The sequence below is a fragment of the Actinacidiphila sp. bgisy167 genome, assembly GCF_965342175.1.
Lineage (GTDB): Bacteria > Actinomycetota > Actinomycetes > Streptomycetales > Streptomycetaceae > Actinacidiphila.
In genome coordinates, this window is record NZ_CBDRBL010000009.1 from 105,380 (window position 1) to 127,470 (window position 22,091).

Below are 22,091 nucleotides of genomic sequence, written 5' to 3' on the forward strand. Positions count from 1 at the left end.
ATGAGGAGGATACCCGAACCTCGCTGATCAGCCGAATCGCTCGATGCGGATCCGGTCGAGCGGCTGCCCGCCGTCCGCGAGCAGACGCGAGGCGTGCTCGGCGAAACCGTTGCCACCGCAGACGTACGCCTCCCAGCCGCCGCGGGGCGGATCCGACAGGTGCGGGGCCAGGTGGGCGGCGGTCAGACGGCCCTCGGCACGGGTGAGCAGCACGGTCGTCTCCGGCCCGTACTCGGCGGCGTAGATCAGGTCCTCACGGGTGCGGGCCGAGACGATCAGCCGCAGCGGCACGTCCAGGCCGCGCAGCCGGTGGTGGCGCACCATCGACATCAGCGGGACGACGCCCGACCCGGCACCCAGCAGCAGCGCCGGACGGTCCCCGCTCCAGGCGAAGAAGCCGCTGTGCGGGCCGCGGACCTCGACGGTGTCGCCGGGCCGGGCGACGGTGTGCAGGTGGCCGGAGACCTCGCCGCCGACCACGTGGTCGAGGGTCAGCTCGATGTGGCCGGAGGAGTCCGGGGCGGAGGCGACCGAGTAGTTGCGCTGCGCCGTGTAGCCGTCGGCGGCCGTGAGGCGCAGCGTCACGTACTGGCCGGGCTGATGGCCCGCCCAGCCCGGCACCGCCAGCCGGAAGGTGGACGTGCGCGGGGTCTCCGGCCGGATCTGCGTGATCACCGCGCGCCGCCAGACCGAGGACGCGGCCTCGGGGACGGGGATCCGGCCGGGGACGGCGAAGCGGGTCGGCGGAACGAACGCCGGGACGGGTGCGGGGGCCGGGGTGGTGAGGTCAGTCATGGGCGTAGCGCTGCTCCTGCCAGGGGTTGCCCCGGGGGTGGTAGCCGTGCTGCTCCCAGAAGCCCGACTCGTCGTGGTCGAGCAGGCGCAGGCCCGCGATCCACTTGGCGCTCTTCCAGAAGTACAGGTGCGGGACGATCAGCCGGGCCGGGCCGCCGTGCTCGGGGGGCAGCGGCGCGCCGTCGTACTCCCAGGCGATCCAGGCGCGGCCGCCGGTGACGTCGGCGAGCGGCAGATCGGCGGCGTAGCCGGTGTGGGACCAGGCGACGACGTGGGTGGCGGCGGGGGAGGGGCGCACGGCCTCCAGGAAGGCGTCGACCGACACCCCGCCGAAGCGCATGCCGAACTTGGACCAGCCGGTCACGCAGTGGATGTCGCCCCGGTACTCGGAGGCGGGCAGGGAGTGCGCCGTGTCCCAGTCCCAGGTGCGCGGGCGGTCCACCAGCCCGTCCACCCGCAGCGTCCAGTCCTCGGCCGCGATCGTCGGCGTGACCTCGGCGGAGAGGACCGGCCAGGTGTCGCGGGCGTCGTACTGGCCGGGAGGCAGCCGCGGGTCGCGCTCCCCGGCGGCGCCGCGCCCGGTGAAACCGCGGGTGGGTTCGACGGCGGAGCTCATGCGGGGTGCTCCAGCTCCAGCGCCTCGAGCTCCCGCAGCGCGGCCGCCTCGTCGAGGGTGAGCAGCACCCGGTCGCGCATGAGGACCCGGCCGTCGACGACGGTGTCCCGTACGTCCGCCGCGGCGGCCGCGTACGCCAGCGTCGACCAGGGGTCGTGGCGTGGCGCGAGGTGCGGCCCGCCGAGGTCCAGGACGGCCAGGTCGGCCCGCTTGCCCGGCTCCAGGGAGCCGAGGTGGTCGGCGAGGCCGAGCGCGCGGGCCGCCTCGATGGTCGCCATCCGCACCGCCTGCTCCGCGCCGACGGCGGTCGGGTCGCCGCCGGCCTTGTGGACCAGCGCGGCGGCCCGCACCGCGCCCAGGACGTCGAGGGTGTTGGAGCTCACCACGCCGTCGGTGCCGAGGCCGACCGCGACCCCGGCGGCCAGCAGATCCGGCACGCGGGCGATGCCGCAGCCCAGCTTCAGGTTGGAGACCGGGCAGTGCGCCACCGACGTGCCGGTCCTGGCCAGGGCCGCGATCTCGCCGTCGGTCAGGTCCACGGCGTGCGCCAGCAGCACGTCGGGCCCGAGGACACCGAGCGAGTCCAGCAGCTCGACCGGCCGCTTGCCGTGCGCCTCGACCACCATGGCGACCTCGGCCGCGTTCTCCGCCGCGTGGATGTGCAGCAGCGCGCCGTGCTCGCGGGCGAGCGCGGAGATGTCGACGAGCTGCTCGGGGCCCAGGGTGTAGGCGCTGTGTGCGAAGACCACCGGACGGGTGCCCGGCGCCGGAGCGGTGCGCGCGGCCAGGTCCGCCGCGGCCCACGCCATGCGGTCGCCGTAGGGACGGCCGTCCGGCGGCCCCGGCACGTCCATGAACGTCGGACCGGCCAGCAGCCGCCAGCCCGCCGCCCGTGCGGCCTGCTCGGCGGCCTCGTGGAACCAGTACATGTCCAGGCCCGTGGTGACGCCGGCACGTACGCTCTCCGCCACGGCCACCCGCACGCCCGCGGCCACCGACCGCGGCGAGAGCAGCTCGGCCTCGCGGGGGATGACCCGGGCCAGGAACTCCTGCAGGTCGACGTCGTCGGCGCAGCCTCGCAGCAGGGTCATCGCCAGGTGGGTGTGGGTGTTGACCAGCCCGGGGAGCACCAGGCACCCCGAGGCGTCGATCTCCTTGGCGGCGCGGTGGGCCGCGCGCACCTCCTCCGCCGGGCCGACGGCGACGATCTCGCCGTCCCGCACGGCGACCGCGCCGCCCGGCACGACGGTGCCCGACGCGTCGACGGTCAGCACATCGCCGCCGTGCACCAGCAGATCGGCGTCCTGAGCGCTCACTTCTCGTCGCTTCCGTACTCGGTGGCCAGCAGATGCAAGGCGTCCAACGTTACCCGGCTGCCGCGGGCGACCCCTTCGGCGACCACCCGCCGGTGGGGGTCGTAGCCGCCGGTGGTCTCGACGTCGACGAGCTCGTCGGCGTTGGCCCCGTCGACGATGAGCGCCCCGCCGGCGACCAGGCCTCGGGTCGAGGCCAGGACCAGCAGCGCCGACAGCTCCATCTCGATCGCGGCGATCCCGGCCGCCGCGTACGCGGCCCCGGGCAGCGGCAGGAAGCCCGGCTGGAAGGCCGCCCGCGTCCAGACCACACCCCGGTGGTGCGGCGCCCCGGCCGCCCGCGCCGCACGCTGCAGCGCCAGCACCGCCTCCGGCGCCGCGAACGCCGGGTACTCCGGCGGCAGCAACTGCTGGGTCACGCCGTCGTCCCGCACCGCCGCCTCGGCGATCACCAGGTCGCCGTCGCCTATCCCGGCGCGGATGGCGCCCGCCGTGCCCAGGCGCAGGATGGTCCGGACCCCCGCCTCCGCCAGCTCCTGGAACAGGCACATCGCGCCCGGCGCGCCGACTCCGTGCGAGGACACCACGACAGGGGTGCCCTTCCAGGCGCCGGTGAAGGTGCGGTACTCGCGGTGGTGCGACACCTCACGCGGGTCGGTGAGCAGCGCGGCGACCGCGGCCGCGCGCGCCGGGTCGCCGACGACGACCGCGTACGGTGGCAGTCCGGTGCGCGGGATGCGGGAGATGGGCAGCTGGTCGGGGGTCATCGGGCCTCCGGGCCGGGCGGGACGATGCTGTGCCGATCACCCTACGGGTCCGACCTCGGCGGTCCGGCGGCGGAGCAGCGCGAAGCAGGCCCAGCAGGCGAGGGCGGCGAGGGCCAGCACGGTGCCGGTCTCGACGAGCTGCAGCGGCCAGTAGTGCGAGGCGGGGTGGCCCACGGCGTAGACGTCCGTCCACCCGTTGTCCCTCAGGCACTGCTCGAGATCTCCCGGCCGGTCCATGTTGCACTCGATCCCGGGCACGAGTTCCCCGCCGGCGGTGACGATGCCCACCTCCATCCGGTCCGAGCCGATGGGCAGGCGGGCCGCCTCGAAACCGGTCCACCGGGTCGTCGGCCACAGGTGGGACCGGGCCAGCGCGAGGGCGACGGTGGTCAGCAGGGTGGCGGTGAAGGCCAGTCCCATCCCGCTCAGCGTGCGCCGCACCACCGTCCCGGCCAGCGCCCCCACGGCCAGGGCGAGAAGCACACGGGCGAGGCCGGCCGGGCCGGTGGCGAGGAAGACGTCGTTCTCGAACCACCGGGGACGGTCCTCCGGGTGACCCGTGGTCCACACCCACCGGAAGAGCAGCGCCAGGCCTGCGGTGCCCGCGGTCAGCAGCAGCGCCGGGACGGCCAGCTTGGCGGCGAGCCAGCGAGCCGGGGAGACCGACTGGGTCCAGGCGAGCGCGGCCGTGCCCCGCTCCATCTCCCGGCCGATCAGGGCGCCGCCCGCGAACGCGGCGACGGCGAGCGGAAGGAGCGCCATCACGCGACCCTGCAGGAGCAGGGGGATGAAGGCGTTGTAGGGCTCGCGGTCGATGCAGCGCGGCGCGCAGGCGGGGTCGTACCCCGCGGTCAGCCACAGGGCCCACAGGAGCCAGCCCGCTCCGGCGGCGACGAAGGCGATCCACAACCACAGCGCCACGCGATGCAGCCGCACCACCGACCAGGGCAGGCCGCGCAGGGCGGGCGGGCGCGGGGGAGGGGCGACGGCGGTCATACGGCGGCCTCCTGGGGGGACACGGGGGCGGGCGTGGCGTCGGCGGTGAGCAGGGCAGGCACCCCGGTGTTGCGTAGATGGGCGAGGACCAGTTCCTCGAGCGTGGGCTCCTCCACCAGCCAGTCGCCGCCCTCCAGCGGCCTACCGGGGCGGACGAGCGCGGTGCGCCCCCGGCCGTTGGGGTGCTCCTCGACGACGGTGTGGGGGCCGAGGTCCGTCCCGGTGCCGGTGATCCGGCGGTGCGCTGCCAGCAGGTCGTCGGTGCCTCCGGCCAGCCGGACCCGGCCGTCGGCGACCAGCAGCAGGTGGTCGCAGACGCCGTCCAGTTCGGCGAGGACGTGCGAGGACAACACCACGGTGGTGCCGTGCTCCGCCGCCGAGCCCATGAGGGCGCCGGTCAGCTCGTGGCGGGCGAGCGGGTCGAGGTCGGCCATCGGCTCGTCCAGGAGCAGCAGTTCGGCCCGCTTGCCCAGGGCCAGGGCGAGTGCGACGCGGGTGCGCTGGCCGCCGGAGAGCGCGCGGACGCGGGCACCGGGCGTGAGACCGCCGCTTTCGTACGCCACGCGTTCGGCGGCCTCCCCGTCCCAGCGGCCGGGGTTGAGCTCGGCGCCGAGCCGCAGGGTCGCCGCCACGGTGAGCTGCGGGTGGAGCGGCTTGTTCTGGGCGACGTAGGCGAGCCGGGGGCGGGCCGCCCCGGGCGTCGTGCCGCACACGCGAAGCTTCCCCTCGGTGGGGCGCAGCAGGCCCGCGGCGAGCGCGAGCAGCGTCGACTTGCCCGCGCCGTTGGGCCCGACGAGCGCGCAGATCCGGCCGGCAGGCAGCCGGAACGAACAGTCCCGGAGGACGGGCTCCCGGCCCCTCGCGTAGCGCATCCCGAGTCCGGCCGCCTCGATGGCGGCCGCTTCCCTTGTCATCTCTCCCCCTCGGAGTACTCCTGGTCGAGCACGGACTGGAACAACGCGGCGGCGTCCTCGCGGTCCAGCCCGGCGGTGCGCGCCCGGCGCATCCAGTCGGTCAGCTCACCCGCGAGCGGTGAGCCGGCCGGCCCGGCGCCCAGCGACCTGCGGACGAAGGTGCCCAGACCGCGGCGCGCCTCCACCAAGCCCTCGCGCTCCAGCTCGCGGTACGCCTTGAGCACGGTGTTGGGGTTGACGGCGGTCGCCTCGACGACCTCGCGGGCCGTGGGCAGCCGGTCCCCGGGCTCCAGCAGCCCCAACCGCAGCGCCTGCTTGGTCTGCTGGACGATCTGGAGGTACGTGGCGACACCGCTGCGGCGGTCGATACGGAACTCGACCATGCGGAAAACACCCTTTCACTAAGCAAGTGGTGAAAGGGTGGGGCCTCGGATGACGCACTGTCAAGTCATCCGCGTCAGCGGGCGGACGGCGACGCATCGGTGTCGGGTGCCGAGACGGGCCACAGGACAGACGCGGTGTGCACCGACCGGGCAGGAAGCCCGCGTCGCCCTGGTGGAGCCGCCCGCCGGGCGGGCAGAGGCGCAGAGGAGCCTGCCGGGCAAGCGGCCACCCTGCGCGGCACGCATCGTGTGGACGCCGCGGCAGTGCCGCCCCGGGCCGGCGGCGAGTTCTCGGGCGGTTCTTCGCGAGGGATCCCGGCCGGGGAAGGCCGCTTCGCCCTTGCTGCGCCGCAGCGCCGCCCCCGGCGCCGCACGACGCATGCGGTGCCCGGCCGTCCGCGCCGCCCGCGCCGCCCGGCGCGGAGGACGGGGGAGCACCCGGCGCGTGCTCATGGGCGAGCGTCCGAGGGTGTGCCGGTGAGGTGTTGAACCGGGCCGGTACACCCGCACGACCCACCGCGCCGGGACGCCGGCTCCGCAAGTGCCGCGAACCTCGTCGTGGCCGCCAGGTCGCCGCCGCTCCGCCGGAAACACCGCAGGCCCGGGTGGCCGGGGTGAGCGCGGGACGCGCGCCCACCCCGGCCGCCCGGGCCGCGGGACGGTGTCTCAGTCGCGCCGGTCGGCCAGCAGCGACTCCACCCGCGCCCGTACGTCCTCGGTGTCCAGGCCGCGCACCGTCAGGGTGGTGCGACGGCGCAGCACGTCCTCCGCCGTCTGCGCCCACTCGTGGTCGCGCGCGTACACGACCTGGGCCCAGATCTCCGGACCGTCCGGGTGGATCCGCTCGCCGAGCGCCGGGTCCTCGTTGACCAGCCGGGCGATGTCGAACGACAGCGCGCCGTAGTGGGTTGCCAGATGGCGCGCCGTCAGCGGGTCGAGGCGCCGGCCCGGCTCGCGGTCCACCAGGAGCCGGTGGGCGACGGCGTTGGGGTTGGCCACGCCCGGCAGCGGGACCCGCCTGGGCAGGTGGTCCAGCGGCTCCATGTCCTCGTTCAGCGGACCGCCGGGGAGCTTGGCGAGCTTGGCCATGACGGTGCGGCCGATGTGCCGGTACGTCGTCCACTTGCCGCCCGCCACCGACAGCATGCCGCCGCTGCCCTCCGTGACGACGGTCTCGCGCCGCGCCTTCTCCACGCCGCCGGGGCCGCCGGGCAGCACCCGCAGGCCCGCGAAGGCATAGGTGATCAGGTCGCGGGACAGGTGCTCGTCCCGCACCGAGTGGGCGGCCTCGTCGAGGATCTGGCGGATGTCCGCCTCGGTGGCCCGCACGTCGGCAGGGTCGCCGGTGTACTCCTCGTCGGTGGTGCCCAGCAGCAGCTGGTCCTCCCAGGGCAGGGCGAAGGTGATGCGGTACTTGTCGATCGGGGTCGCCATGGCGGCCCGCCACGGGGCCTTGCGCTTGAGGACGATGTGGGCGCCCTTGGACAGCCGGATGCTGGGGGCGGCGTCCTTGTCCTCCATGCGCCGCAGGTGGTCGACCCACGGGCCGGTCGCGTTGAGCACCAGCCGCGCGTCGACGCCGAACTCGGTGCCGTCCAGCCGGTCCCTCAGATCGGCGCCGGTGACCCGGCCGCGGGTGAAGCGCAGGCCGGTGACCTCGGCGTGGTTGAGGACGACGGCGCCCGCCTCGACGGCGGCGCGCACCGTCATCACGGCCATCCGGGAGTCGTTCATCTGGTGGTCGTAGTAGACCGCGACGGCCTTGAGGTTCTCCGTGCGCAGGGCGGGGTTGACGGCCGCCGCCCTCGCCGGGGATATCACCCTGCCGACCCCGTCGCCGAAGGCGGACAGCGCCGAGTAGGCGAAGACGCCCGCCCCGAGCTTGGCGGCGCCGACCGGGCCGCCCCGGTAGACCGGCAGGTGGAAGGTGAGCGGGTTGACCAGGTGCGGAGCCACGTCCCTGGCCAGCACCCGCCGTTCCATGTGGTTCTCCGCCACCAGCTTGACCGCGCCGGTCTGCAGATAGCGCAGACCGCCGTGGACGAGCTTGGAGGAGGCGGAGCTGGTGGCGCCGGCGAAGTCGCCGGCGTCCACCATCGCGACCCGCAGCCCCGACTGCGCGGCGTGCCATGCCACGGAGGTGCCCAGGATGCCGCCGCCGATGACCAGCAGGTCGTAGGTGGCGCCTCTCAGCAGTTCCCGGGTCTCGGCGCGGCCCGGGTTGCGGCCGGCGGTCGGATGCGTCCCGAGAGCCGGGACGTGCTGCGGGGTGCTCATGATCGGTTCACTTCTCCTCTTCGATCCAGCCCATGGTCCGCTCGACGGCCTTGAGCCAGTCCTTGTACTCGCGGTCGCGGACCTCGGCGTCCATGCGGGGGGTCCACTCGGCGGCCCGGCGCCAGTTGGCGCGCAGCTCGTCGGTGTCCTGCCAGAAGCCCACCGCGAGGCCGGCCGCGTAGGCGGCGCCCAGGCAGGTGGTCTCGGCGACCAGCGGGCGCACGACCGGGGCGTCCAGGAAGTCGGCGAGGGTCTGCATCAGCAGGTTGTTCGCGGTCATGCCGCCGTCGACCTTGAGCGCGGTGAGTTCCACGCCCGAGTCCTTGGTCATGGCGTCGACGATCTCCCGGGTCTGCCAGGCGGTCGCCTCCAGCACGGCGCGGGCGATGTGGGCCTTGGTGACGTAGCGGGTGAGGCCGGCGATCACACCGCGGGCGTCGGAGCGCCAGTACGGGGCGAACAGACCGGAGAAGGCGGGCACGAAGTAGGCGCCGCCGTTGTCCTCCACGGACAGGGCGAGGGTCTCGATCTCGGCCGCGGTCTTGATCAGGCCCATCTGGTCGCGCATCCACTGCACCAGCGAACCGGTGACCGCGATCGAGCCCTCCAGTGCGTACACCGGCTTCTGGTCGCCGATGCGGTAGCCGACGGTGGTGATCAGGCCGTTGTAGCTGTTGATCGGCTTCTCGCCGGTGTTCATCAGCAGGAAGGTGCCGGTGCCGTAGGTGGACTTGGCCTCGCCCTCGGAGTAGCAGGTCTGGCCGAACAGGGCCGCCTGCTGGTCGCCGAGCGCGGAGGCGACCGGCACACCGGCCAGGGCGCCGGAGGCGGCGGAGCCGTACACCTCGGCCGAGGAGCGGATCTCCGGCAGCACCGCCGCGGGGACCTCCATCGACTGGAGGATCTTCTCGTCCCAGTCGAGGGTGTGCAGGTTCATCAGCAGGGTGCGGGAGGCGTTGGTCACGTCGGTGACGTGCCGTCCGCCGTTCACACCGCCGGTGAGGTTCCAGATCACCCAGCTGTCCATGGTGCCGAAGAGGATCTCCCCGGCCTCGGCGCGCTCGCGCAGGCCCTCGACGTTGTCGAGCAGCCAGCGGATCTTCGGCCCGGCGAAGTAGGACGCCAGCGGCAGTCCGGTCTCCCGGCGGAAACGGTCCTGCCCGACGTTGCGGCCGAGCTCCTTGCACAGGACGTCGGTACGGGTGTCCTGCCAGACCAGGGCGTTGTGCACCGGCTCGCCGGTGTTCTTGTCCCACAGGACGGTGGTCTCGCGCTGGTTGGTGATGCCGATCGCCTTGACGTCGGCGGAGGTGATGCCGGCCTTGCGGACGGCCTCCTCGACGACCTCCTGCACGTTCGTCCAGATCTCGGCCGCGTCGTGCTCGACCCACCCCGGCTTGGGGAAGATCTGCTCGTGCTCCTTCTGGCCGACGGAGACGATCCGGCCGTCCTTGTCGAAGATGATGCAGCGCGAGGACGTGGTGCCCTGGTCGATGGCCGCGATGAACGGGCCTGCGGTGTGGGCGTCGGTCACGGTGTGCTCCTCGGGTCCTTGGGTTGTCGGGGGCTGCGTGCTCAGAAAGCGAGCTTGTAGAGGCCGGCCGCGAGGACCGAACCGACGATCGGGCCGACGACGGGTATCCAGGCGTAGCGCCAGTCGGAGCCGCCCTTGTTCGGCAGCGGCAGCAGGGCGTGCACGATGCGGGGACCGAGGTCGCGTGCGGGGTTGATGGCGTATCCGGTCGGCCCGCCGAGCGAGAGGCCGATGCCGACCACGACCAGGGCGACCATCAGGGTGCCGGTACCGGAGACGGCGAGGCCCTTGGTGAGGCCGAGGGTGAGGATGAACAGCACCAGGACGAAGGTGCCGATGATCTCCGTGGCGAGGTTCTGCGCGACGTTGCGGATCTCGGGACCGGTGGAGAAGACGCCCAGCACCGGGCCGGGACCCGTGGTCTGCTTCTCGGCCACCGCGGTGGCCTGCGCCCCGGGACCGCCGGTGATCTCGGCATCGGTCAGGTGGGCCTGGAACTGGCCGTAGTAGGCGATCCAGACCAGGACCGCGCCGATCATCGCGCCGAGCAGCTGGCCGGCCAGGTACACCGGGACCTGGCTCCACTCGCCGCTGTCGATCGCGAGACCGATCGTGACGGCGGGGTTCAGTTGGGCGCCGGAGAGGGAACCGGAGATGTAGGCGCCGGCCAGGACCGCGAGGCCCCAGCCGAAGGCGATGGCCACCCAGCCGGCGTTGCGGGCCTTGGACTTCTTGAGGGTGACAGCCGCGCAGACGCCGCCGCCGAGGATGATCAGTACAGCGGTACCGATGGTCTCGCCGATGAAGATGTGGTCGCTGGACACTCGCGACTCCTTTGTCCTTCGTCCAGAGGAAGGCGGACTCCGGTCCCGTTCCGGAGTCCGCAGGCCTGTCACCAGGCACTCGCCGGTCCCACGGTGGCGATCACCTTACCGACTCCGTCGGCTGGTGTTCGACAATGTCGACCGTTGAACGTGAGTGTTCACCTGCTGGACGGGCCAGTCAAGGGCTCGGCGGGTTTCGGAAAGGTCTCCGGCCCGGTGTCCGGACCGTGTCCCGCCGGCGTCAGAAGCGCCCGGCGCCCAAATCGCGGGAGACCGCCCTGGCGCAGTCCCGCACCGCGGCGACCAGCTGCGGCCGGATCTCCCCGTCCACGCAGACCCGTTCGACCGCGCCGGTGACGGCCACCGCCCCCACGGGCATGCGGTGCCGGTCGTGGACGGGGGCGGCGATCGAGGCCACGCCGTCCCAGGTCTCCTCCAGGTCGGCGGCCCAGCCGCGGGCGCGCGTCAGATCCAGCACCCCCTCGAGGGCCGCGTCCTCGGTGACGGTGCGCGCGGTCAGCGGCTCGCGCGTCATCTCGGTCACCTCACTGTGCGCCACCGGGTCGAAGGCCGACAGCACCTTGCCCAGCGCGCTGCTGTGCAGCGGGTGCATGGCGCCGACCTCCAGCACCTGACGGCTGTCGTCGGGGCGGAAGACGTGGTGGACGATGAGCACCCCCTGCTGGTGCAGCACACCCAGGTAGACGGCCTCGCCGCTGGAGCGCGCCAGGTCGTCGGTCCACACCAGGGCGCGGGCCCGCAGCTCGTGGACGTCCAGATAGCTGTTGCCGAGCCGCAGCAGCTCGGCCCCCAGCTGGTAGCGGCCGGACACCGGGTCCTGCTCGACGAAGCCCTCCTGCTGCAGCGTGCGCAGGATGCCGTGCGCGGTGCCCTTCGCCAGACCCAGGGAGGAGGCCACGTCCGACAGGCCGAGCCTGCGCTCACCGCCGGCCAGCAGGCGCAGGATCGCGGCCGCCCTGGCGAGCGACTGGATGGGACCTGGCATGAACACCCCTCCGTTAGGAACGATCGCGAGCAGAGTCGACAATGCTGAACGATGTCAGACGATGCCGACCGTCATCATCCCAGAGGAGAGTGTGGCACCGGCGTCCGCCCCTCGGAACGCCCCGCGGCGGATTCCGGGGTCGCGGCTACGCTGGCCTGGTGTGGACCGGCAGGACCGGCACACACCAAGCCGACAGCCGTCGCACTCCAGGGAGCACACCCATGGCCCAGCCGTCCCTTCCGTCCACGAGCAGTGCCCGCGCCGCAGCACTGCGTCAGGCCCTGGCCACCCGGGTGGTCGTCGCAGACGGGGCGATGGGCACGATGCTCCAGGCGCAGGACCCCACGCTGGAGGACTTCCAGGGACACGAGGGCTGCAACGAGATCCTCAACGTCTCCCGCCCCGACATCGTCGCCTCCGTCCACCGCGAGTACTTCGCCGTCGGAGTGGACTGCGTGGAGACCAACACCTTCGGCGCCAACCTCTCCGCCCTCGGCGAGTACGACATCGCCGACCGCATCTTCGAGCTGTCCGAGGCCGGCGCCCGCATCGCCCGCGAGGTCGCCGACGAGTTCTCCGCGGAGGACGGCCGGCTGCGCTGGGTCATCGGCTCCATCGGGCCCGGCACCAAGCTGCCGACGCTCGGTCACGTCGACTACGCCGCACTCCAGGAGGGCTTCCGGCGCAACGCGGCCGGACTCGTCTCCGGCGGCGCCGACGCCCTGCTCGTCGAGACCTGCCAGGACCTGCTGCAGATCAAGGCCGCCGTGCTCGGCACCAAGCAGGCCCTCACCGAGGCCGGACTCGACCTGCCGCTCTTCGTCCAGGTCGCCGTGGAGACCACCGGCACCATGCTGCTGGGCTCCGAGATCGGCGCCGCGCTCACCGCGCTGGAGCCGCTCGGCATCGACACGATCGGCCTGAACTGCTCCACCGGCCCCGCTGAGATGAGCGAGCACCTGCGCTACCTCGCCCGCCACGCGCGGGTCGCCCTGTCCTGCATGCCGAACGCGGGACTGCCCGTCCTCGGCAAGGACGGCGCCCACTTCCCCCTCGACCCGCAGGGCCTCGCCGACGCACAGGAAGCCTTCGTCCGCGAGTACGGTCTCTCCCTGGTCGGCGGCTGCTGCGGCACCACCCCCGAGCACCTGCGCCAGGTCGTCGAGCGCGTCCGCGGCCGCGAGATCACCCCCCGGACGCCGCACCCCGAGCCGGGCGCCTCCTCGCTCTACCAGACCGTCCCCTTCCGCCAGGACACCTCCTACCTGGCCATCGGCGAGCGCACCAACGCCAACGGCTCCAAGAAGTTCCGCGAGGCCATGCTGGACGGCCGCTGGGACGACTGCGTGGAGATGGCCCGCGAGCAGATCCGCGAGGGCGCCCACCTGCTCGACCTGTGTGTCGACTACGTCGGCCGGGACGGCGTCGCCGACATGAAGGAGATCGCCGGACGCCTGGCCACCGCGTCCACCCTGCCGATCGTGCTGGACTCCACCGAGCCCGAGGTGCTCCGTGCCGGCCTGGAGAAGCTCGGCGGCCGAGCCGTGATCAACTCCGTCAACTACGAGGACGGCGACGGCCCCGACTCCCGCTTCGCCCGCACCGCCCGGCTCGCCGTGGAACACGGTGCGGCGCTGATCGCCCTCACCATCGACGAGGAGGGCCAGGCCCGCACCCCCGAGACCAAGGTGGCCGTGGCCGAACGCCTCATCGCCGACCTGACCGGGAACTGGGGCATCGCCGAGAGCGACATCATCGTCGACTGCCTGACCTTCACCATCGCCACGGGGCAGGAGGAGTCCCGCAAGGACGGCATCGCCACCATCGAGGCGATCCGCGAGCTCAAGCGCCGCCACCCGGACGTGCAGACCACACTGGGCCTGTCCAACATCTCCTTCGGCCTCAACCCGGCCGCCCGCATGGTGCTGAACTCGGTCTTCCTGCACGAGTGCGTCACGGCCGGCCTGGACTCGGCGATCGTGCACGCCGCCAAGATCCTACCGATCGCGCGCATCCCCGAGGAGCAGCGGGAGGTCGCCCTGGACCTGGTGTACGACCGGCGCCGCGAGGGCTACGACCCGCTGCAGCGCTTCCTCGAGCTGTTCGAGGGCGTCGACACCAAGTCCGTCAAGGCCGGCCGCGCCGAGGAACTGGCCGCGCTGCCGCTGGAGGAGCGCCTGCGGCGGCGCATCATCGACGGCGAGAAGAACGGGCTGGAGGCCGACCTGGACGAGGCCCTGGCCTCGCGGCCGGCCCTCGACATCGTCAACGACACCCTGCTGGAGGGTATGAAGGTCGTCGGCGAGCTGTTCGGCTCCGGCCAGATGCAGCTGCCGTTCGTCCTGCAGTCGGCCGAGGTGATGAAGACCGCGGTCGCCCACCTCGAACCGCACATGGAGAAGTCCGACGCCTCCGGCAAGGGCACCATCGTGCTGGCCACCGTCCGCGGCGACGTCCACGACATCGGCAAGAACCTCGTCGACATCATCCTGTCCAACAACGGCTACAACGTCGTCAACCTCGGCATCAAGCAGCCCGTCTCGGCGATCCTGGACGCCGCGCACGAGCACTCCGCCGACGTCATCGGGATGTCCGGCCTGCTGGTGAAGTCCACGGTGATCATGAAGGAGAACCTGGAGGAGCTGAACCAGCGCGGCCTCGCCGCCAGCTATCCCGTCATCCTCGGCGGCGCCGCGCTCACCCGGGCCTACGTCGAGCAGGATCTCCACGAGCTCTACCAGGGCGAGGTCCGCTACGCCCGCGACGCCTTCGAGGGACTGCGCCTGATGGACGCCCTCATCGCCGTCAAGCGCGGCGTGCCCGGCGCCACCCTCCCCGAGCTGAAGCAGCGGCGTGTGGCCGCCCGCCAGGGCGTCGTGCCGGAGCCCGAGGAGAACCGGGGCCAGATCCGCTCCGACGTCGCCGTCGACAACCCGGTGCCCACCCCGCCGTTCTGGGGCTCCCGTATCGTCAAGGGCATCCCGCTCAAGGACTACGCGTCCTGGCTGGACGAGGGCGCCCTCTTCAAGGGCCAGTGGGGGCTGAAGCAGGCCCGTACCGGCGGCCCGACGTACGAGGAACTGGCGGAGACCGAGGGCCGTCCGCGGCTGCGCGGGCTGCTGGACCGCCTGCAGAGCGAGGGGCTCCTCGAGGCCGCCGTCGTCCACGGCTACTTCCCCTGCGTCTCCAAGGGCGACGACCTGATCATCCTCCACGAGGACGGCACCGAGCGGACCCGCTTCACCTTCCCGCGCCAGCGCCGCGGCCGCCGCCTGTGCCTGGCGGACTTCTTCCGGCCCGAGGAGTCCGGCGAGACCGACGTGGTCGGACTGCAGGTCGTCACCGTCGGCAACCGGATCTCCGAAGCGGCCAACGAGCTCTTCGCCGCCGACGCCTACCGCGACTACCTGGAACTGCACGGCCTGTCCGTCCAGCTCGCCGAGGCCCTCGCCGAGTACTGGCACGCCCGGGTCCGCGCCGAGCTCGGCTTCGCCGGGGAGGACCCGGCCGCCATGGAGGACATGTTCGCCCTGAAGTACCGGGGCGCCCGCTTCTCGCTGGGCTACGGCGCCTGCCCCGACCTGGAGGACCGGGCCAAGATCGCGGAGCTGCTGGAGCCCGAGCGGATCGGGGTACGCCTTTCGGAGGAGTTCCAGCTGCATCCGGAGCAGTCCACCGACGCGATCGTCATCCACCACCCGGAGGCGAAGTACTTCAACGCGCGGTAGCCGGACGTACGTCGTACACTGGACGGTCCCGATACGGCACCAGGCCGGTCGCACGCCCCCACCACCAGGGCGCGAGGCGACCGGCCTTTGTGCCCCCTGGACGCAGAGGAGTGGGGCGCATGACGAGCGGTATTCCCGCCACCGAGATCCGGCCGGCCGCCGAGGCAGGTCTGCAGGCCGTGCTCCTGGACATGGACGGCACGCTGGTCGACACCGAGGGCTTCTGGTGGAACGCCGAGGTCGAGGTCTTCGCGGAGCTCGGCCACGTCCTGGACGACACCCACCGCGAGGTCGTCGTCGGCGGGCCCATGACCCGCAGCCTGGGGCACCTCATCTCGGTCACCGGGACGGACGCCACGCTCGCCGAACTGTCCACCCTGATCAACCTGCGCTTTGTCGAGCTCATCGGCCGCGGCGTGCCGCTGATGCCGGGCGCCCAGCGCCTGCTCACCGACCTGGCCGCGCACGGCGTGCCCACCGCCCTGGTCTCCGCCTCCCACCGGCGCATCATCGACGCCGTCATGCTCTCCCTCGGCGGCCACCACTTCGCCTTCTCCCTCGCCGGCGACGAGATCGAGCGGACCAAGCCGCACCCCGACCCCTACCTGACGGCCGCCGCACGGCTGGGCGCGGACCCGTCACGATGCGTGGTCGTCGAGGACACGCCCACCGGGGTCGCCGCCGCCGAGGCGGCAGGCTGCCGGATCGTGGCCGTCCCCTCCATCGCCGGGATCGAACCGGCCCCGGGACGGACGGTGGTGCCCTCGCTGGAACGGGTCGACGTACCTTTTCTGCGCTCTCTGATTATGCCCGTTCACTGAGCGTCGCCTGCAAATCGACCTGAAACTCTGGGCGTTTGCCCGGCTATTTTGTGTGACGCCTCGCGGCCCGCCGAATTGCTTGCGGAGCAGACCTTCGCGGCGTGATGTTTTTCACGTTCCCGGGTATGGACAGGACGCTCCGCATGAGTCCCTCGCCGCCGGGAGGCGGTGCGGTCGGGGTGGTGTGTCCGGATTGGGGAACCCTCGCGCACTTCGTTCTGCTGCCCGGATATCGACGGCGCTCTTCCTGTTATCGCGTCGTGACGCGGGCTCAACTTCTCCGTGTTCGTGGGCGGTCCACCGGAATGTCGGCACGTCTCGAATTACGGGTAAGGTCGCCCCGCTCAACACTGCGCGGCCGGAGGCCGGAAGAGGGAGAACGACGAGGATGAATCGCAAGCTGCTGGTGTTGCCGGCCCTGCTGGGTCTCGCCGCGCCCGTACTCGCCGGATGCGGTGGCTCGACCGGTGGCGGCGGTGGCGGGGATGCGGTCGTCATCGGCACGACGGACCCCATCGCGGTGTCCGAGGACCAGCCTTCCCCCCTCGACCCGGCCACGGCCTACGACGGCGGCACGTACAGCTTCTTCAACAACACCTTCCAGATGCTGCTCGGTTACGCGCGCAGCTCCTCCACCCCCGAGCCCGACGCGGCCCGGTCCTGCGAGTTCTCCGACACCAAGTCGGAGACCTACCGCTGCACCCTGCGCGACGGCCTGAAGTTCGCCAACGGCCACGAGCTGACCTCGGAGGACGTCAAGTTCTCCATCGACCGCGTGCTGAAGATCAACAGCGACATCGGCCCGGCGAGCCTCCTGGTGAACATCGACAGTGTCGAGGCCCCGGACCCGAAGACCGTCGTCTTCCACCTCAAGACCTCCGACGCCACCTTCCCCTACAAGCTGGCGACCCCGGCCGCGGCCATCGTCGACAGCGAGGTCTACAGCGCCACCGAGCCGCTCAAGGGCCTGAAGATGGAGGGCTCCGGCCCGTACAAGCTGGACTCGTGGGAGGACGGCAAGGCCGTCCTCAGCGCCAACCCCAACTACACCGGTCTGTTCAGCAAGCGCGCCAACGACAAGGTCGAGGTGCGCTTCTTCTCCTCCGCCGCCGACATGCTGAAGGCGCTCAAGGCGGGCGACGTCGACCTGGTCAACCGCACCCTGACGCCTGAGCAGATCAGCCAGCTCGAGGCGGGTGCGGACGAGGTCAAGCTGACCGAGACCACGGGCGCCTCGGTCCGCTACATGTTCTTCAACGTCGAGGACCCGTCGGTGAAGTCCGAGGCCGTCCGCGAGGCCATCGCCCGGGTCCTCGACCGCGGCAGCCTCATCCGCGACGTGACCCGCCGCACCGCCACCCCGCTGTACGGCGCCGTCCCGACCGGCATCACCGGCCACGCCAACTCGTACTTCAACGCCTACGGCGAGCCCAACCGCGCCAAGGCCGCCGAGGTGCTCACCGACGCGGGCATCAGCACCCCGGTCAAGTTCACCTGGACCTATCCGACCGAGCACCCCTCCACCCCGGACAAGGAGGAGGCGGAGCACCTGAAGGAGCAGCTCGAGGGCACCGGGCTGTTCGACGTGACGCTCCAGCCCATCACCTGGAAGAAGTTCCTGAAGGGCGCCACCACCGGTAAGTTCGCCGCCTACTCGCTCAGCTGGCTCCCCGACTTCCCGGACCCCGAGACCTACATCGCGCCGTTCTTCGCCGACGACGGGTTCCTCGACCTCAACTACAAGGGCGAGACCATCAAGAAGTCGCTTCTGCCGGCCACCGGCCAGTCCGCGGACCGCAGCAAGACGGACAAGGACTTCGCGCAGATGCAGGACATCCTCTCGCGTGACCTCCCGATGATCCCGCTCTACCAGGACAAGCAGTACGTGGCCAGCCGCGACGGCGTCACGGGAGCCGAATGGTTCCTCAACACCTCCTCCAGCGCCCAGTTCTGGGAGATCGGCCGCGGCGTGACAGGGTGAGCCACCGGCCGGCCGGATTCGGGAGTTCTCCCGGTTCCGGCCGGCCTGGCCGGCCTGGTCGGCCCCGACGACGTGAAGAGGAATCGGCCCGGAAACCGCACGGCCAGCGCCGCCCGCGCCGCCCAAGCCGGACACGCACGCGCCAATGCGACGCGACGCGACGCACGCCCCGGGGACGCTACTGCCCGCCGGGGCGCACCAGTCCGCTCTCGTAGGCGTAGACCGCCGCCTGCACCCGGTCGCGCAGCGCCAGCTTCGTCAGCACATGGCCCACATGGGTCTTCACCGTCGTCTCGCTCACGAACAACTCCGCGGCGATCTCCGCGTTCGACAGGCCCCGCGCCACCAGCTTCAGCACCTCGACCTCGCGATCGGTCAAGGTGTGCAGCGCCTGCGGCACCGACTCCTCGCCCGACGGCAACCGCCCCGCGTACTTGTCCAGCAGCCGCCGGGTGATGCTCGGCGCCAGCATCGCCTCACCCGCCGCGACCACCCGTATCGCCTGCACCAGTTCGTGCGCCGGTGCGTCCTTCAGCAGAAAGCCGCTGGCGCCCGCCCGCAGCGCCTCCACCACGTACTCGTCGAGATCGAACGTGGTCAGCACCAGGACCTTCGCCGGTCCGTCCCGGCCCGGCCCGGTGATCCGGCGCGTCGCCTCCACCCCGTCCATCCGCGGCATGCGGATGTCCATCAGCACCACATCGGGCTGCAGCGCCCGCACCTGCTCCAGTGCCTGCTGGCCGTCCCCGGCTTCGCCGACCACCGCCAGATCGCCCTCGGCCTCCAAGATCATCCGGAAGCCCGTGCGCAGCAGCGGCTGGTCGTCCACCAGCAGGACGCGAATAGCCACAAGATCTCCTTCGCCGTCAGGACTCCCCATTCTGGCTCACCAGGGGCAGCGGATACGGCGGGGGAGTCCCCCCGAACGACGGGCACACCGCCCGATGGTCGCACCAGTCGCACAACCGGCTCGGCCGCGGCCGCCAGTCACCCGACGCAGTGGCCTGCGTGATCGCCTGCCACAGCGCCTCCAGCTTCCGCGCCACCGCCCGCAGCTCACCCTCCGACGGGTCGTACGTCAACACCTCGCCGCTGCCCAGGTAGACCAGCTGCAGCCGACGCGGCACCACACCCCGCAGCCGCCACAGCACCAGCGCGTAGAACTTCATCTGGAACAGCGCCTCGTCCGCGTACTCCGGCCGCGGCGCCCGGCCGGTCTTGTAGTCCACCACCCGCAGGTCGCCCGAGGCCGGCGCGACGTCCAGACGGTCGATGTAACCGCGCAGCGTCAGCCCCGACTCCAGCTCCGTCTCCACGTACAGCTCACGCTCGGCCGGCTCCAGCCGCGTCGGATCCTCCAGCGAGAACCACCGCTCGACCAGCCGGGCCGCCTCCTCAAGCCACTCCGCCAACCCCGGCCCGTCCGCCGCCGCGAACAGCTCCGAAAGCTCCGGACGCTCCTCCAGCAGCCGCTGCCACTGCCCCGGCACCATCGCCCGGGCCCGGTCCGCCGTCCGCTCCGCCGCCGGCACGTCGAAGAGGCGCTCCAGCACCGCGTGCACCACCGTGCCGCGCGTCGCGGCCGGACTCGGCTTCTCCGGCAGCCTGTCGATCACCCGCAGCCGGTACAGCAGCGGGCAGCGCATGAAGTCCGCCGCGCGCGACGGCGAAAGGGAGGACGGCGGCCTCGGAGGAACGGCTTCAGTGCTGGTGCCCATGGCAGGACCTTACGGGGTGGCACCGACAGCCGGTGTCGGGTCCACGCAACCGGGCAATACCATCGACGTCGGAGCAACAGCGACAGAGGGGAACCAGTGAGCGAGAGCCAGCAGCCGCCGCCGGGCGGCGAGCAGACTCCCGGACCCGGCGACGGGCCCGCCCAGCGCCCCCCGGCGCCCGGCGGCGGCATCCTCATGGGCCGCTTCTTCGGCGTACCCGTCTATGTCGCACCCAGCTGGTTCCTCGTCGCGGCCCTCATCACGTGGGTGTTCGGCGGCCAGCTCGACCGCGTCCTGCCCGAGCTCGGCAGCGCCCGCTACCTCGTCTCGCTCTTCTTCGCGGTCGCCTTCTACGCCTCGGTGCTCGTCCACGAACTCGCCCACACCATCGCCGCCCTCCGCTTCGACCTGCCCGTGCGCCGCATCCAGCTGCAGTTCTTCGGCGGCGTCTCCGAGATCGAGAAGGAGTCCGAGACCCCCGGGCGCGAATTCGTCCTCGCCTTCGTCGGCCCCCTGCTCTCCCTCGTCCTCGCCGGCGTCTTCTACCTCGCCATGTACGGCGTCGAACCCGACACCGTCCCCGGCGTCCTGCTCGCCGGACTCATGATCAGCAATCTGCTGGTGGCCGCCTTCAACCTGCTCCCCGGCCTGCCGCTCGACGGCGGCCGCATGCTGCGCGCCGTCATCTGGAAGATCAGCGGCAAGGCCATGACCGGCACCGTGGCCGCCGCCTGGACCGGCCGCGCCCTGGCCATCGCCGTCCTCGTCGGACTGCCCCTGCTGTCGTACGCCGGCGGCATGAACGAAGGCGGCGACGGCGCCACCGGATTCGACTCCCTCACCGACGCCCTGCTCGCGGCCATCCTCGCCGCCATCATCTGGACCGGCGCCGGCAACAGCCTGCGCATGGCACGGCTGCGCGAGCACCTCCCCGAACTCCAGGCCCGCACACTCACCCGGCGCGCCCTCCCCGTCGCCTCCGACACCCCCCTGTCCGAAGCCCTGCGCCGGGCCAACGAGGCCGGCGCCCGAGCCCTCGTCGTCGTCGACGGCCGGGGAGCCCCCACCGCCGTCGTCCGCGAGTCCGCCATCGCCGGCGTCCCCGAACACCGCCGCCCCTGGGTCGCCGTGTCCGGTCTCGCACAGGACCTCAAGCCCGGCATGAAGGTCTCCGCGGGACTCGCCGGCGAAGCCCTCCTGGACACCCTGCGCGCCACCCCGGCCACCGAGTACCTCGTCATCGAGGACTCCGGCGAGGTCTACGGCGTCCTGTCCACCGCCGACGTGGAGAAGGCCTTCCTCGCCGCGATGGCCAGGCATTCCTAGCGGCCCGGTCCGCCCCGGAGGCGCCCCGCGATGCGGGGCGCCTCCGGGGCGGACCGAAAGAGGGCGGCCGTGCCCGGCCCCTCCTCCGCAGGGGAACCGAACCCCGGAAAATCAACGGTAGGCTAGTGCGCATGTCCGAACCGACCGGTGCCGCCCGCCGTCGCGGGCCCTTCAAGGTCGGGGACCAGGTCCAGCTCACCGATCCCAAGGGACGCCACTACACCTTCACGCTCGAAGCCGGGAAGAACTTCCACACCCACAAGGGTTCCTTCCCCCACGACGAGCTGATCGGCGCCCCCGAGGGCAGTGTCGTCCGTACCACGGGAAACGTCGCCTATCTCGCGCTGCGCCCCCTGCTCCCCGACTACGTCCTGTCCATGCCCCGCGGCGCCGCCGTGGTCTACCCCAAGGACGCGGGGCAGATCCTGTCGATGGCCGACATCTTCCCCGGCGCACGCGTCGTGGAGGCGGGCGTCGGCTCCGGTTCGCTCAGCATGTTCTTGCTGCGCGCCGTCGGAGACCAGGGGATGCTCCACTCCTACGAGCGCCGCGCCGACTTCGCCGAGATCGCCACCCAGAACGTCGAACGCTACTTCGGCGGCCCCCACCCCGCCTGGCAGCTCACCGTCGGCGACCTGCAGGACAACCTCAGCGACACCGACGTCGACCGCGTCATCCTCGACATGCTCGCCCCCTGGGAATGCCTCGAGGCCGTCTCCAAGGCGCTGGTCCCCGGCGGCATCCTCTGCGCCTACGTGGCCACCACCACCCAGCTCGCCCGCACGGTCGAGGCGATCCGCGAGCACGGCACGTTCAACGAGCCGTCCGCCTGGGAGACGATGGTGCGCACCTGGCACATCGAGGGCCTGGCCGTACGCCCCGACCACCGCATGATCGGGCACACCGGCTTCCTGCTCACCGCCCGCCGTCTCGCCGACGGCGTCGAGCCCCCCGTACGCCGCAGGCGCCCCGCGCCCGGCGCGTACGGCGAGGACTACACCGGCCCCGGCGGCGGCAAGGCGGCCGGCGGCGCAGCGTGACCGTCCGACCCCGAAGGGGGGGGGGGGGGGGGGGGAGGGGGGGGGGGGGGGG

The 22,091-nt window shown here is 72.3% G+C and carries 18 protein-coding genes; 5 read left to right on the top strand and 13 right to left on the bottom strand.

Annotated features, from left to right (window positions below):
• Nucleotides 1–27 precede the first annotated feature (27 nt).
• From ACRWND_RS05960 to ACRWND_RS06010, 11 genes are all read right to left on the bottom strand, one after another.
• On the bottom strand, nucleotides 28–795 hold the full coding sequence (locus tag ACRWND_RS05960) for a ferredoxin reductase (protein WP_431946648.1): 768 nt from the start codon (nucleotides 793–795) through the stop codon (nucleotides 28–30).
• Nucleotides 788–1,411 carry a sulfite oxidase-like oxidoreductase gene (locus ACRWND_RS05965; protein ID WP_431946650.1) on the bottom strand — a complete coding sequence of 208 codons (624 nt, stop codon included), beginning with the start codon at nucleotides 1,409–1,411 and terminating at the stop codon, nucleotides 788–790. The genes ACRWND_RS05960 and ACRWND_RS05965 overlap by 8 nt, the downstream gene beginning before the upstream one ends.
• Nucleotides 1,408–2,727: an amidohydrolase gene (locus ACRWND_RS05970; RefSeq protein WP_431946652.1), complete on the bottom strand. Its 1,320-nt coding sequence runs from the start codon at nucleotides 2,725–2,727 to the stop codon at nucleotides 1,408–1,410. The genes ACRWND_RS05965 and ACRWND_RS05970 overlap by 4 nt, the downstream gene beginning before the upstream one ends.
• Entirely contained in the window at nucleotides 2,724–3,491 is a 768-nt protein-coding gene (locus tag ACRWND_RS05975; protein WP_431946654.1) for a purine-nucleoside phosphorylase, read from the bottom strand. The genes ACRWND_RS05970 and ACRWND_RS05975 overlap by 4 nt, the downstream gene beginning before the upstream one ends.
• Nucleotides 3,492–3,527: 36 nt before the next feature.
• Nucleotides 3,528–4,487 (bottom strand): ABC transporter permease, encoded by a 960-nt coding sequence (locus ACRWND_RS05980; RefSeq protein ID WP_431946656.1) that lies wholly within the window; start codon nucleotides 4,485–4,487, stop codon nucleotides 3,528–3,530.
• A complete protein-coding gene (locus tag ACRWND_RS05985) occupies nucleotides 4,484–5,401 on the bottom strand; it encodes an ABC transporter ATP-binding protein (RefSeq protein WP_431946658.1) in 918 nt (305 codons plus the stop codon). Before ACRWND_RS05985 ends, ACRWND_RS05980 begins: the two co-directional genes overlap by 4 nt.
• A complete protein-coding gene (locus ACRWND_RS05990) occupies nucleotides 5,398–5,784 on the bottom strand; it encodes a GntR family transcriptional regulator (protein ID WP_431946660.1) in 387 nt (128 codons plus the stop codon). The genes ACRWND_RS05985 and ACRWND_RS05990 overlap by 4 nt, the downstream gene beginning before the upstream one ends.
• Before the next feature lie 666 nt (nucleotides 5,785–6,450).
• On the bottom strand, nucleotides 6,451–8,061 hold the full coding sequence (locus ACRWND_RS05995) for an FAD-dependent oxidoreductase (RefSeq protein ID WP_431946662.1): 1,611 nt from the start codon (nucleotides 8,059–8,061) through the stop codon (nucleotides 6,451–6,453).
• 7 nt (nucleotides 8,062–8,068) lie between these two features.
• Nucleotides 8,069–9,595 (bottom strand): glycerol kinase GlpK, encoded by a 1,527-nt coding sequence (glpK, locus tag ACRWND_RS06000; RefSeq protein ID WP_431946664.1) that lies wholly within the window; start codon nucleotides 9,593–9,595, stop codon nucleotides 8,069–8,071.
• Between the two features lie 41 nt (nucleotides 9,596–9,636).
• Complete coding sequence (locus ACRWND_RS06005) at nucleotides 9,637–10,419, bottom strand: MIP/aquaporin family protein (RefSeq protein WP_431946666.1); 783 nt, start codon at nucleotides 10,417–10,419, stop codon at nucleotides 9,637–9,639.
• A 241-nt stretch (nucleotides 10,420–10,660) separates the two neighbouring features.
• Nucleotides 10,661–11,425: an IclR family transcriptional regulator gene (locus ACRWND_RS06010; protein WP_431946668.1), complete on the bottom strand. Its 765-nt coding sequence runs from the start codon at nucleotides 11,423–11,425 to the stop codon at nucleotides 10,661–10,663.
• A gap of 221 nt (nucleotides 11,426–11,646) precedes the next feature.
• Between ACRWND_RS06010 and metH the strand changes: the two genes are divergently transcribed.
• From metH to ACRWND_RS06025, 3 genes are all read left to right on the top strand, one after another.
• Entirely contained in the window at nucleotides 11,647–15,153 is a 3,507-nt protein-coding gene (gene metH / locus ACRWND_RS06015) for a methionine synthase (protein WP_431946670.1), read from the top strand.
• A gap of 119 nt (nucleotides 15,154–15,272) precedes the next feature.
• Entirely contained in the window at nucleotides 15,273–15,974 is a 702-nt protein-coding gene (locus ACRWND_RS06020) for an HAD family hydrolase (RefSeq protein ID WP_431946672.1), read from the top strand.
• A 388-nt stretch (nucleotides 15,975–16,362) separates the two neighbouring features.
• Nucleotides 16,363–17,955, top strand: a complete 1,593-nt coding sequence (locus ACRWND_RS06025) for an ABC transporter substrate-binding protein (RefSeq protein ID WP_431946674.1) — start codon at nucleotides 16,363–16,365, stop codon at nucleotides 17,953–17,955.
• A gap of 178 nt (nucleotides 17,956–18,133) precedes the next feature.
• Here ACRWND_RS06025 and ACRWND_RS06030 read toward each other — a convergent pair whose 3' ends face one another.
• Both ACRWND_RS06030 and ACRWND_RS06035 read right to left on the bottom strand, forming a co-directional pair.
• The gene (locus tag ACRWND_RS06030) at nucleotides 18,134–18,805 is read right to left on the bottom strand and encodes a response regulator (RefSeq protein ID WP_431946676.1); all 672 of its coding nucleotides are present in this window, start codon (nucleotides 18,803–18,805) and stop codon (nucleotides 18,134–18,136) included.
• A gap of 16 nt (nucleotides 18,806–18,821) precedes the next feature.
• Nucleotides 18,822–19,673, bottom strand: a complete 852-nt coding sequence (locus ACRWND_RS06035) for a RecB family exonuclease (protein ID WP_431946678.1) — start codon at nucleotides 19,671–19,673, stop codon at nucleotides 18,822–18,824.
• A gap of 96 nt (nucleotides 19,674–19,769) precedes the next feature.
• Here ACRWND_RS06035 and ACRWND_RS06040 point away from each other — a divergent pair, with 96 nt between their 5' ends.
• Nucleotides 19,770–20,999, top strand: a complete 1,230-nt coding sequence (locus tag ACRWND_RS06040) for a site-2 protease family protein (protein WP_431946680.1) — start codon at nucleotides 19,770–19,772, stop codon at nucleotides 20,997–20,999.
• A gap of 131 nt (nucleotides 21,000–21,130) precedes the next feature.
• The gene (locus ACRWND_RS06045) at nucleotides 21,131–22,039 is read left to right on the top strand and encodes a tRNA (adenine-N1)-methyltransferase (protein WP_431946682.1); all 909 of its coding nucleotides are present in this window, start codon (nucleotides 21,131–21,133) and stop codon (nucleotides 22,037–22,039) included.
• The last annotated feature ends 52 nt before the right edge of the window (nucleotides 22,040–22,091 follow it).